We start from the raw sequence: 10,921 nt of genomic DNA on the forward strand, positions 1-10,921 counted from the left end.
GGCGGCGCTTCCGCTAGAACGCGCCCGCCATGTCGCACAACACCTTCGGCCACCTCTTCCGCGTGACCACCTGGGGCGAGAGCCACGGGCCGTCGCTGGGCTGCGTGGTGGACGGCTGTCCGCCGGGCATCCCGCTCAGCGAGGCCGACCTGCAGGGCTTCCTCGACAAGCGCCGCCCGGGCCAGGGCAAGTTCGTCACCCAGCGGCAGGAGCCGGATGCGGTGCGCATCCTGTCGGGGGTGTTCTCCGACGAGCGCCATGCCGAGCAGGTGACGACCGGCACGCCGATCTCGCTGATCATCGACAATGTCGACCAGCGCAGCCGCGACTATTCGGACATCGCCGACAGCTTCCGCCCCGGCCACGCCGACTACGCCTATTTCGCCAAGTACGGCGTGCGCGACTATCGCGGCGGCGGCCGCCAGTCGGCGCGCGAGACCGCCGCCCGGGTCGCGGCCGGCGCCATCGCCCGCAAGATCATCCCGCAGGTCTCGCTCCGCGCCTGCGTGGTGCAGATCGGGCCTCACGCCGTGGCCCCCGAGCGCATGGACTGGGCCACGGTGGGCGACAATCCGTTCTGGTGTCCGGACCCGGCCATGGTCGGCGTCTGGGAAGAGCACCTGGAGGCCATCCGCAAGGCCGGCTCCTCGACCGGGGCGATCATCGCCGTCGAGGCGCACGGCGTGCCGCCCGGCTGGGGGGCGCCCGTCTATGGCAAGCTCGATGCGGAACTGGCCGGCGCGCTGATGTCGATCAATGCGGCCAAGGGGGTGGAGATCGGCGCGGGCTTCGCCGCCGCGGCGCTGTCCGGCGAGGAGAATGCCGACGAGATGCGGGCCGGCAATGATGGGCCGGCCTTCTTGTCGAACCAGGCGGGCGGGGTGCTGGGCGGCATCTCCACCGGCCAGCCGGTGACCGCCCGGGTGGCGTTCAAGCCGACCTCGTCGATCCTGACGCCGCGCCTAAGCCTGAACGAGGCGGGCGGGGAGATCGAGGTGCGCACCAAGGGCCGCCACGACCCCTGCGTGGGCCTGCGCGCCGCCCCGGTGGTCGAAGCCATGGCAGCCTGCGTGCTGGCCGACGCCTTCCTGCGCCACCGCGCGCAGACCGGCGGCGGCGCATTCGCGCCTGGCGCGAGTGGTCGGCGCTAGGGCCGCATTGGTCGGAAAGACGATACAAGTTAAGCTTGCAGGTCGATAGTCTACTCGTGACAAGGGCTTAGGCGGACTCCGACGAACACCGCTTTTCCGGTTGACCGCACTCATTGCGGACCCGTAATCAGCGCCTTCCTCGCTTCTGACGATTGGCCGTCAAACTTGCGCTACGACCTGCTCAAGATCCTGCTCGTCGACGACAACCACTACATGCGGGTGCTGTTGGCCGAGATCCTGCGCGCCATCGGCGTCAAGGAAATCCACGAGGCGAACGACGGCGCCGAGGCCCTGCAGGCCATGCGCAGCGCGCCCGTCGACATCGTGATGACCGACCTTTCCATGCAGCCGCTGGACGGCATCGACTTCGTGCGCCTGCTGCGCAATTCACCCGACAGCCCCAATCCCATGGTTCCGGTGATCATGGTGACCGGCCATTCGACCATGCAGCGGGTGGCCGAGGCGCGCGACGCCGGGGTCAACGAATTCCTGGTCAAGCCGCTGACTGCGCGCGGCGTCATCGAGCGCCTCAGCCAGGTGGTGGAGAACCCGCGTCCCTATGTCAGGACCGGCAACTACTTCGGCCCCGACCGCCGCCGCCGCGCCGACCCGAACTTTAACGGGCCCTGGCGGCGTTCCACCGATACGCAGCAAAACGCCGCACCGAAGGACGGGTAGTCCGCCCTAATTCCGGGCCCGGGCTCTGGCATGGTGCCGTCTCCCTGGGGGAAGAACCATGCGCCTGACGTCCATCGCCATCCGCCTCGCCGTGCTCGGCCTCATGAGCGCCAGCCTCTCGGGATGCCTGGCCGCAGCCGTGGCCGGCACGGCGGTCGGCGTCGCCAGCGCCGCGGTCGGAACCACGGCGAAGGTGGCCGCCGGGACCGTCCACGTCGGCCACATGGCGGTGAACGCCGCGACCGGCGGCGGCGACAACAAGGATCAGAAGAAGGCCGGCGAGTAGGGGCTAGTCGATCACCAGCGCGCAGCTCTCGCCAACGGTCGGCCGCGAGACGACGATCCGCGCCAGGCCGGGGAACTCGGCCTTCAGCTTCTCGGCGAAATAGACGCAGAGCCGCTCCAGGGTCGGGCTTTCCAGCCCGGGCTTCTCGTTCAGCAGGCCGTGGTCCAGCTCGCCCGCGATGGTTTTCAGCGCGCGGTCGAGGTCGCCGAGGTCGGCCACCCATCCCACGGGACCCTGCGCCTCGCCCCGCACCGTGGCCTCCACGCGGAACGAGTGGCCATGTAGGCGGGTGTAGGGCCCGACGGGGCCGTCCGGCAGATGGTGCGCCGCGTCGAAAGTCGCGGCCTTGGTGATCTCAAAAATGGCGGAGCTCATGGACTCTCGGGGGGATTTTCAGCGGGGATCGCGGAGCTGTCCCTCACGCGATGCCCAGATATTTGTGCGTCTGGACGCTTAAACGCCACCGGGGGTGGGCAAGGCAATAGGCGATGGCGGCGGCGGTGTTGGCGGCGCGGTCGGGCCCGTCCATCGGCTGCAGCAGGAAGCGCTCGAAGTCGAGCCGTTCGAACCGCGCCGGATCGACGCCGGCTTGCGGATAGACCAGCTTCAGCTCCTGGCCCGTGGTCTGGACGACGGCGGCATCGGCCTTGGGGCTGACGCAGACCCAGTCGATGCCCTGGGGCGCCGGAAGCGTGCCGTTGGTCTCCAGAGCCAGGGCGAAGCCGCGGGCATGCAGCGCTGCAATCAGCTCGTCATCCACCTGAAGAAGCGGCTCGCCGCCGGTCAGAACGACCAGCCGGTCGCCGCGCCCGCCTTGCCAGGCCCCCTCGACCGCCGCCGCCAGGTCATCGGCCGTCGCGAAGCGTCCGCCGCCCGGTCCGTCCAGGCCGACGAAATCGGTGTCGCAGAAGCTGCAGACAGCGCTCGCCCGATCCTGCTCGCGGCCGGACCACAGGTTGCAGCCGGCGAAGCGGCAGAACACCGCCGCCCGGCCCGCCTGGCCGCCCTCGCCCTGCAGGGTGAGGAATATCTCCTTGACGGCGTAGCTGCTCATGCTGCGAGCGAGGGCCGCCCGTCCGCGACCCAGGCTTCCCAGCCCTGGGCCCGCAGCTCGCACGCCGGGCAGGTTCCGCAGCCGTGGCCCCAGGCGTGCAGCTCCCCGCGTTCGCCGCGGTAGCAGGTGTGGGTGTCGGTCCGCACGATCTCCACCAGGGTCGCGCCGCCCAGCGCCTTGGCCATCGCCCAGGTCTGCGCCTTGGTGAGTTGCATCAGCGGGGTCTCGACCGTGAAGTCCTGCGCCATGCCGAGGTTGAGCGCGGTCTGCATGGCCTCGATCGTGTCGCGCCGGCAATCTGGGTAGCCGGAGAAATCGGTCTCGCACATGCCGCCGACCAAGGCCTGCAAGCCCCGGCGGTCGGCGAGCGCGGCCGCATAGACGAGGAACGCCAGGTTGCGCCCCGGCACGAAGGTGGAGGGCAGGCCCTTGTCGGTCATCTCGATGGCGCGTTCGGCCGTGAGCGCCGATTGCGCCACCTGGCCGAAGCCCTTGAGGTCGAGCATGTGGTCCTCGCCCAGACGCTTCGCCCAGGGCGGGAAGGCCGTGGCGAACTTGGCGCGCACCGTCTGGCGGGCCTGCAGCTCCACCGCGTGCCGCTGGCCGTAGTCGAAACCCACCGTCTCGACGCGCGGGTAGCGCTCGAGGGCCCAGGCCAGGCAGACGGTGGAATCCTGTCCGCCGGAGAACAGGACAAGGGCGGTCTCGCTCATGGGGCCCATATGCGCGCTCGACGGCCAAAGCGGAAGCGCCCGGCAGCATGCCGTTCGCTGCCCCTGGGCGCAGAACATCTCTTCGTCCTGGCCCCCTTGAGCCCGCGGTCAGGGTCACTTACCCGACTTAACCTCTCCGCAAGCGCTGCCGGTCATATTGCCGGGCCAACAGGCTCCGAGTTCGTTCAAGTCCATGGCCCTGCCGGATTTCATCTTCGACCGCGTGACGGCCGACATCCGGCAGCAGATGGAGGGCATCGCGGCGCTCACGGAGCAGCTGGCGCGCCAGCGCCTCTCCCCCGACGCCCAGGCGTGTGTTTCCGGCGTTTCCGAGGCGGCCGACAGCGTCCGGCGCATGCTCACCGCCGCCCTCGACCTGCGCCAGGTAGCCACGGAGGGTCTGCGGCTCGAAGCGAAGCCGCTGCGCCTGCGCGAGCTGATGGACGAGGTGCAGGATCATTGGCGCGCGGCCGCGGCCATGGCGGGCGTCACCCTGCTGGTGTCCTACGACGGCGATCCCGATGCCGCGGTCATCTCCGATCGCGTCCGTCTGCTGCAGGTGTTCGACGGCTTCATCGGCGAGGCGATGGGCGGCGCGCGCCGCGAGGCGGTGGAAGCGAGCCTCAAGGCGCAGGCCGCCGGCGGCCACCTGCGCGTCGAAGGCCGGGTGCGCGGGCCCCGCGATCCCGCCTGGGAGACCCGCGAACTCGAGGCGCGGGTCCGCGACGTCGCCTCCCAATTCGGGCTCGAGGTGGCCTTGGGCGTGCTGCTGGCGCGGCGCATCGTCGAGGACCTCGGCGGGCGACTGACGGACGAGGTCAATCCCGGCGCCGGCCATACGGTGATCTTCGAAATGGAGCTGGAAGAGACCGCCGCCGCGCCGGGGCCGGAGCGCCGCACCACCAGCCGCTCGGCCCATGTGCTGGTGGTCGACGACAACGCCACCAACCGCATGGTCGCCCAAGCGCTTTGCGAGATGTTCGACTGCACCTGCGAGGCGGCCTGCGACGGGCTGGAGGCCATCGAGGCGGTGCGCAACGGCCGCTTCGACCTGATCCTGATGGACATCAAGATGCCCAAGATGGACGGCGTCACCGCCGCCCGGGCCATTCGCGCGCTCGGCGGCGAGGCGGGCGAGATCCCGATCGTCGCGCTGACGGCCAACGCCGACCCCGACGACGCCGCCGGCTATCTGGCCGCGGGCATGGACGGGGTGATCGAAAAACCGATGAAGCCCGAGCACCTGCTGGCGGTCCTGCAGCAGGCGCTGAACGGCATGGCCGGCGAGACGGCCGTCGCCTGAGGCGCTGCCGCCCCGCCGCCTTTCGGCGCGCCCTGTTACGCAGGGTCATGAATCTGAGGCGTGACGTCATGGCTCCGCGCCGCGCCCGGGTGGATAGTCACGCTCGTCAACCCGGGAATGCGAGAGTCGCTATGCGCCGCCTGACCTACCTGATCGCCGCGCTCGCGGTCCTCGCCGGGGCCGCCCAGGCCGCGCCCTATCGCGCCCCGCGCACCAGCACCGGGAGGCCGGACCTGCAGGGCCTCTGGACCAACTCCTCGCTGACCTTCATGCAGCGGCCGCCGGTGTTCAAGAACCTGGTGGCGACCGAGGCGGAGGCCAAGACCATGGAGGCCGGCTTCAACAGCCTGGTGGGCGACCTGCTCAAGCCGACCGCCGACCCCAAGGGCGGCGCGCCGGCGGTCGTCAAGGAGGCCCCGCAGGCCGACTACCTGGAGATGGACCTGCACCTGGCCAAGGTGAACGGCCAGATGCGCTCCTCCTGGATCGTCGACCCGGCGGATGGCAAGATCCCGTTCACCGACGCGGGCCGCAAGGCCAACCGCGCGGCCAACACCGACACCTACGAGGGCCCCGAGGGCCGACCGCTGTCCGAGCAATGCCTGACAGCCGTCGGCTCGCCGGACGGCCCGCCGATGCTGAACACCGGCTTCAACGCCAACTACCAGATCGTCCAGACCCCGGACCACGTGGCCATCGAGATCGAGATGAACCACGACGTGCGGATCATCCGGATGACCGACCGCCAGCATGCGCCTGAGGCGATTCGCCTGTGGCTGGGCGACTCGGTGGGCTGGTGGGATGGCGACACCCTGGTGGTCGAGACCGCCAATCTGCGGCCGGGCGTGAGCGTGGCTGGCCTGGGCGGCGGCTTCGCCTATTCGGCGACCACCCGCATCGTCGAGCGGTTCACCCGCACCGCCGCCAACGAGATCATGTACGAGTTCACAGTCAGCGATCCGGCCAGCTTCAAGAAGCCGTGGAGCGCCCAGATGCCCATGCGGCCGTCCAAGGGCCCGATCTACGAATACGCTTGCCACGAGGGCAACTACAGCCTGGCCAACGCCCTGTCCGGCGCGCGGGCGGAGGAGCGCGCGGCCGCTGAAGCGGCGGCAAAGCCCGCCGCGCCCGCGGCAGCGCCTGCGCGCCCGCCGGCCAAGCCGGCCGCCAAGGCGTCCTAGCCGAGGCGATGTTCGGCGCCTGTTCGCCTAATTACCCATTTCGGGGAGTCGGGGTTTGCCGCTAGGCGGGCTGACGGACGCCGGCCCCATTTGCAGGACCCGCGGGCCCGGACTGGTGCTCGCGGTCGGCGTGATCGGAGCAGCGGCGACGATCCTGCTGTTTCTGCATTAGATCCTGCGCTTCTGGCTGACCGTGTTCGGCTTGCCCCTGTTGTCGTTCAGCATGGTCATGGTTGTCGTCGCCGCAGCGACCCCGCTCGATCATCGCCGACCATCTGATCCCCGGCCCCGGCCAGCGAGCGGCGTGACGGGCCCTCCGGGCAGGTCAGGACCAGACTGAAGGCGCCGGCCTGCGCCGGCTCGTCGTTTCCCCGGCAACAATTTTGCGGCTAGACGCCCTATTGCGCCACCGTCCGCAATGACTTAGGTCGCGAACCTTCATTTCGGGGGAGAATATGGCCCAGGCCAAGCCCGCACCGTCCGCCACCCCGTCGTTGGAGGAGGTACGCGCGCGCATCGATACGATCGACGCCGAGCTCCTGCGCCTGGTGGACGAGCGGGCGGGGCTGGCCAGCGCCGTCGTCGCCGCCAAGGCCGCCGCGGGCGACGCCGGCCGCTTCGGCCTGCGCCCCGGCCGCGAGGCCCAGTTGCTCCGCAAGCTGCTCTCCGCCCCGCGCGGCTCGGCCTCGGCCTCGCTGGTGGTGCGCATCTGGCGCGAGCTGATGGGCGCGAGCCTGGCCGCCCAAGGGCCCTTCCACCTGAACGTCTGGGGCGGCAAGGATGCGCCGCGCGCCGTCGAGCTCGCCCGCCTTCGGTTCGGCGCGGCCGCGCCGCTGCGCAACCTTGCGAAGCCCGAGGAGGCCCTGGCCGCCGCCCGCACGAACGGCGGGGTCGCGATCTGTGCGCTCGCCGCCGACAACGCCTGGTGGGGCCGGCTGCTGGCCGAACCGCAGTTGAAGGTGTTCGCCGCCCTGCCCTGCCTCGGCGCCTGGGGCCCGATGGCGGCCCTGGCCGTCGCCCAGGTCGAGGTCGAGCCCACCGGCGACGACCGGACCTTCTGGGTTACAGATGCGGCGCAGCCGGGGCCGGCCATCGAGGCCGCTCTGAGTCGCGACGGGGTCGCGGCGACTTTGCTGGTGCAGGCGGGCGGCCTGAAGCTCTTTGTGCTCGGCGGCTACTACCAGGCGCACGATCCGCGCCTGGTCCGCGCGCCCGGCCGGCTCTCCGGCGTGATCGGGGCTGCGCCGGGCCCGCTGGACGTGTAAGAGGCTCAGCCTCCTTGGCCCCCTCCGGGGCCGCACGTGAAACCGACCGGTATGTCTGAAGTCTCGTCTGATCTCGCCGGCGCGCCGAAGGCCCCCTCCGACCGCGCCGCCGCCGACCGCCCGGCCCCCAAGCCTGGCATCCTGGACATTCACGCCTATGTCCCAGGCAAGGCCAAGGCCGAGGGCGTCGCGGCGCCGATCAAGCTGTCGGCCAACGAGAACGCCCTCGGCTCCAGCCCCAAGGCCCTGGAAGCCTATGCCGAGGCCGCCCGCCAACTGCACGTCTATCCCGACCCCCGCGCCAATATCGTGCGCGCTGCGATCGCCGAGCGCTTCAGGCTGGAGCCGGAGCGGCTGGTGTTCGGCTGCGGCTCCGACGAGGTGTTCCAACTGCTCAACCAGGTGTTCCTGGAGCCCGGCGACAACATGGTGCAGGGCGAGTTCGGCTTCGCCGCCTTCGGCATCGGCGCCCGGGCGGCCGGCGGCGAGGTGAAGCTGGCCAAGGAGCCCGGCTACCGCATCGACGTGGACGAGCTTTTGGCGACCGTCGACGACCGCACCCGCATCGTCTTCCTGGCCAACCCCGGCAATCCCACGGGGACCTGGATCCCTTTCTCCGAGGTCCGCCGGCTGCACGAGGCCCTGCCGCCGTCGGTGGTGCTGGTGCTGGACGGCGCCTATGGCGAGTTCGCGCTCGATGCTCAGTTCAACGACGGGCTCGATCTGGCGCGGGATTCCTCGAACATCGTGGTCACCCACACCTTCTCCAAGCTGCATGGGCTGGCCGGCCTGCGGGTCGGCTGGGGCTATGCCCCGGCCGAGATCGCCGCAGCGGTGGAGCGCATCCGCCTGCCCTTCAACACCTCGGTCCCGGCCCAGGCGGCCGCCGTGGCGGCGCTGGCCGACGAGGACTTCCAGCGGGCGTCCATCGCGCTCGTCGAGCAGTGGCGGCCCTGGTTGACCCAGCAACTCGGCGGAGCGGGGCTCGACGTCGTCGGCCCCTCGGCGACCAACTTCCTGCTGGTCGGCTTCCCGACGGCGCCGGGCAGGACCGCCGCCGAGGCGGAGGCCTACCTCGCCAGCCGCGGCCTGCTGGTCCGCGGCGTCAGTCTCTACGGCCTGCCCAATCACCTGCGCATCACCGTCGGCCTGGAGGCGCACAACCGCGCCCTGGTCGACGCGCTCGCCGATTTCATGCAGGCGCCCTGAGGCATGGCCAAGGTGCTCTTCCCCAAGCTGGCGGTGATCGGTTGCGGCCTGATTGGCTCCTCCTTGATCCGCGGCGCGCGGGCGGCAGGCGTGGTCGGCGAGATCGCCGTCGCCGACGCCTCTCCCGCCGCCCGTGAGCGGGTGCAGGCGCTGGGGCTCGCCGACCAGGTCACCGACGACATCGCCGAGGCGGTGCGGGACGCCGACCTGGTGGTCTTCGCCGTCCCGGTGCTGGCCATGGGCGAGGCCGCCAAGGCCGCCGCCGCGGCCCTGAAGCCGGGCGCCATCGTCACCGACGTGGGCTCGGTGAAGGCCTCGGTGGCCGACGCCCTGGCCGAAGCCGCGCCGGCCAATGTCTTCGTCGTGCCCGGCCACCCGATCGCCGGCACCGAGCAGTCGGGCCCAGACGCCGGCTTCGCCGAGCTGTTCCACAACCGCTGGGTCATCCTGACGCCGCAGAAGCGCGAGGACGACGCCTATCTGGACGCCGTCCAACGCCTTGCCGACTTCTGGAAGGCGCTGGGCTCCAACGTCGAGCGGATGGACGCCGCCCACCACGACCTGGTGCTGGCCGTCACCAGCCACCTGCCCCACCTGATCGCCTACAACATCGTCGGCACCGCCGCCGATCTCGAGGAGGTCACCCAGGCCGAGGTTATGAAGTACTCGGCCGGCGGCTTCCGCGACTTCACCCGCATCGCCGCGTCGGACCCCACCATGTGGCGCGACGTATTCCTCAGCAACAAGGACGCCGTGCTGGAGATCCTGGGGCGGTTCACCGAGGATCTGCAGGCCTTGTCGCGGGCCATCCGGTGGGGGGACGGCGACAAGCTGTTCGAACTGTTCAGCCGGACCCGCGACATCCGCCGCGGCATCGTCGCCGCCGGCCAGGAGAGCCCGGAGCCCAACTTCGGCCGCGACCACCGGCAACCGTAGCCGCAACACAAGCGCAAAATAGACGGTGTCTGATAGCCTACGAACCGAACGGTATTCTAGAACATTCAGGGAACGACGTCAAATGCGCACCCTCATCCTGGCAGCGTCGGCAGCCGCCATGCTGGCCGTCGCCACGACCGCCTCGGCGCAGGCCCCAGCGCCGGCCGACATCATCAAGGCCTGGGACAAGGACGGCGACGGCACGGTCGACAAGGCCGAGTGGATCGCCGCCGGCCGCCCGGCCGAACGCTTTGATTTGGTTGATCTAAATCACGACGGGAAGATCACGGTCGAGGAGCTGACGGCGGCGATGGCGGCGATGCGGCAGCGGCAGGGCGGCGCCCCGCCGGCCCCGCCCGCCCCGGCCCCGGCGCTCCCGCCGGGCGGCCCGCGCTGAGCATGGCGGACGTCGACCGGCGAGCCTTCGAGGAACTGACCCAGGCGCCCGGCGACGGGGCCTGCGCGCGGTCGTTGGCCCAGGCGCTCAAGGCGCGCGGCGAGCGGACCGACCTGGAGGCCCTGGCGGCGCTGTGGCTGAACGCGGCGGCCGCGGCGCCCGAGCGGCTGCCGGCGATCTACGACGGGGCGGCGGCGGGGTGGCTCGGCCAGGCCCCGGCGGCGCCGGACATCCCCCTCACCGACCGGGCGCCGGAGCCGATCCCGCGGGCGTTCTGGCAGGGGTTCTGGGCGCTGCTGGACGAGCCGGCCGGCGGGCTGGACGCGGGCGGGGTGACGGTGCGCACGGCGGAGCTGCTCGGCCTGCTGGCGCCGGGCCTGAGCGCCCGGGTGGGGGCGGCGTCGCTGGCCTATCCCGGCTGCGCGGCGGCGGTGGCGCAGGGCTATCCGCAGCGCTTCACGCTCGACGCCCTGGCCCGCTGCCCCAAGGGTTCGCTGGGGGCTGCCTTCCACGACCTGATCGTCGACAACGGCTTCGACCTGGAAGTGCTCGACCGCGACGCCATGGGCCTGGCGCAGGCGCCCCATCCGCACAACTACCTCAACGCCCGCATCCTGCAGTGCCACGACCTGTGGCACCTGGCGGCCGGCTACCGCACCACCGCCCTGCACGAGGCGGCGATCTCCGGCTTCCAGCTCGGCCAGTTCGGCCACCACTATTCGGCGATGTTCCTGGCCGTGGTGCTGGC

At 71.0% G+C, this 10,921-nt stretch carries 13 protein-coding genes; 10 read left to right on the forward strand and 3 right to left on the reverse strand.

Features of this window, described 5'->3' with window-relative positions:
• Nucleotides 1-29 precede the first annotated feature (29 nt).
• The 3 genes from aroC to VGT80_RS05355 all read left to right on the forward strand — a co-directional run bounded on the left by aroC (nt 30) and on the right by VGT80_RS05355 (nt 2,115).
• The gene (gene aroC, locus VGT80_RS05345) at nt 30-1,151 is read left to right on the forward strand and encodes a chorismate synthase (RefSeq protein WP_327453589.1); all 1,122 of its coding nucleotides are present in this window, start codon (nt 30-32) and stop codon (nt 1,149-1,151) included.
• Between the two features lie 165 nt (nt 1,152-1,316).
• Entirely contained in the window at nt 1,317-1,829 is a 513-nt protein-coding gene (locus tag VGT80_RS05350) for a response regulator (RefSeq protein WP_327453591.1), read from the forward strand.
• A 58-nt stretch (nt 1,830-1,887) separates the two neighbouring features.
• Nucleotides 1,888-2,115, forward strand: coding sequence for a hypothetical protein (locus VGT80_RS05355; RefSeq protein WP_327453592.1), 228 nt, complete (start codon nt 1,888-1,890; stop codon nt 2,113-2,115).
• Nucleotides 2,116-2,118: 3 nt separating this feature from the next.
• On the opposite strand, the gene VGT80_RS05360 is transcribed toward VGT80_RS05355, so the two are convergent.
• Genes VGT80_RS05360 through queC form a run of 3 tightly spaced genes read right to left on the reverse strand, consistent with a single transcriptional unit; the run spans nt 2,119 to nt 3,891 of the window.
• On the reverse strand, nt 2,119-2,490 hold the full coding sequence (locus VGT80_RS05360; protein WP_327453594.1) for a 6-carboxytetrahydropterin synthase: 372 nt from the start codon (nt 2,488-2,490) through the stop codon (nt 2,119-2,121).
• Between the two features lie 43 nt (nt 2,491-2,533).
• On the reverse strand, nt 2,534-3,169 hold the full coding sequence (gene queE, locus VGT80_RS05365) for a 7-carboxy-7-deazaguanine synthase (RefSeq protein ID WP_327453596.1): 636 nt from the start codon (nt 3,167-3,169) through the stop codon (nt 2,534-2,536).
• On the reverse strand, nt 3,166-3,891 hold the full coding sequence (queC, locus tag VGT80_RS05370) for a 7-cyano-7-deazaguanine synthase QueC (protein ID WP_327453598.1): 726 nt from the start codon (nt 3,889-3,891) through the stop codon (nt 3,166-3,168). The genes queE and queC overlap by 4 nt, the downstream gene beginning before the upstream one ends.
• Before the next feature lie 184 nt (nt 3,892-4,075).
• Here queC and VGT80_RS05375 point away from each other — a divergent pair, with 184 nt between their 5' ends.
• From VGT80_RS05375 to VGT80_RS05405, 7 genes are all read left to right on the forward strand, one after another.
• Nucleotides 4,076-5,185 carry a response regulator gene (locus tag VGT80_RS05375; RefSeq protein WP_327453600.1) on the forward strand — a complete coding sequence of 370 codons (1,110 nt, stop codon included), beginning with the start codon at nt 4,076-4,078 and terminating at the stop codon, nt 5,183-5,185.
• Between the two features lie 131 nt (nt 5,186-5,316).
• Nucleotides 5,317-6,366: a hypothetical protein gene (locus tag VGT80_RS05380; RefSeq protein ID WP_327453602.1), complete on the forward strand. Its 1,050-nt coding sequence runs from the start codon at nt 5,317-5,319 to the stop codon at nt 6,364-6,366.
• Nucleotides 6,367-6,821: 455 nt separating this feature from the next.
• Nucleotides 6,822-7,631 (forward strand): chorismate mutase, encoded by an 810-nt coding sequence (locus VGT80_RS05385; RefSeq protein WP_327453604.1) that lies wholly within the window; start codon nt 6,822-6,824, stop codon nt 7,629-7,631.
• A 51-nt stretch (nt 7,632-7,682) separates the two neighbouring features.
• Nucleotides 7,683-8,840 (forward strand): histidinol-phosphate transaminase, encoded by a 1,158-nt coding sequence (gene hisC / locus VGT80_RS05390; protein WP_327453606.1) that lies wholly within the window; start codon nt 7,683-7,685, stop codon nt 8,838-8,840.
• A 3-nt stretch (nt 8,841-8,843) separates the two neighbouring features.
• Nucleotides 8,844-9,776: a prephenate/arogenate dehydrogenase family protein gene (locus tag VGT80_RS05395; protein ID WP_327453608.1), complete on the forward strand. Its 933-nt coding sequence runs from the start codon at nt 8,844-8,846 to the stop codon at nt 9,774-9,776.
• 82 nt (nt 9,777-9,858) lie between these two features.
• Nucleotides 9,859-10,173 (forward strand): EF-hand domain-containing protein, encoded by a 315-nt coding sequence (locus VGT80_RS05400; protein ID WP_327453610.1) that lies wholly within the window; start codon nt 9,859-9,861, stop codon nt 10,171-10,173.
• Nucleotides 10,174-10,175: 2 nt separating this feature from the next.
• Nucleotides 10,176-10,921 (forward strand): Coq4 family protein (locus VGT80_RS05405; RefSeq protein ID WP_327453611.1); only part of this gene is annotated, 746 nt, incomplete at its 3' end.

It is taken from the genome of Phenylobacterium sp., assembly GCF_035944335.1.
Taxonomy (GTDB): domain Bacteria; phylum Pseudomonadota; class Alphaproteobacteria; order Caulobacterales; family Caulobacteraceae; genus Phenylobacterium.

What these genes read in the sequence shown, in the direction of transcription:
- aroC (WP_327453589.1), top strand. Translation starts at nt 30, where the DNA reads ATGTCGCACAACACCTTCGGCCACCTCTTCCGCGTGACCACCTGGGGC.
- VGT80_RS05355 (WP_327453592.1), top strand. Translation starts at nt 1,888, where the DNA reads ATGCGCCTGACGTCCATCGCCATCCGCCTCGCCGTGCTCGGCCTCATG.
- VGT80_RS05360 (WP_327453594.1), bottom strand. Translation starts at nt 2,490, where the DNA reads ATGAGCTCCGCCATTTTTGAGATCACCAAGGCCGCGACTTTCGACGCG.
- queE (WP_327453596.1), bottom strand. Translation starts at nt 3,169, where the DNA reads ATGAGCAGCTACGCCGTCAAGGAGATATTCCTCACCCTGCAGGGCGAG.
- queC (WP_327453598.1), bottom strand. Translation starts at nt 3,891, where the DNA reads ATGGGCCCCATGAGCGAGACCGCCCTTGTCCTGTTCTCCGGCGGACAG.
- VGT80_RS05375 (WP_327453600.1), top strand. Translation starts at nt 4,076, where the DNA reads ATGGCCCTGCCGGATTTCATCTTCGACCGCGTGACGGCCGACATCCGG.
- VGT80_RS05380 (WP_327453602.1), top strand. Translation starts at nt 5,317, where the DNA reads ATGCGCCGCCTGACCTACCTGATCGCCGCGCTCGCGGTCCTCGCCGGG.
- VGT80_RS05385 (WP_327453604.1), top strand. Translation starts at nt 6,822, where the DNA reads ATGGCCCAGGCCAAGCCCGCACCGTCCGCCACCCCGTCGTTGGAGGAG.
- hisC (WP_327453606.1), top strand. Translation starts at nt 7,683, where the DNA reads ATGTCTGAAGTCTCGTCTGATCTCGCCGGCGCGCCGAAGGCCCCCTCC.
- VGT80_RS05395 (WP_327453608.1), top strand. Translation starts at nt 8,844, where the DNA reads ATGGCCAAGGTGCTCTTCCCCAAGCTGGCGGTGATCGGTTGCGGCCTG.
- VGT80_RS05400 (WP_327453610.1), top strand. Translation starts at nt 9,859, where the DNA reads ATGCGCACCCTCATCCTGGCAGCGTCGGCAGCCGCCATGCTGGCCGTC.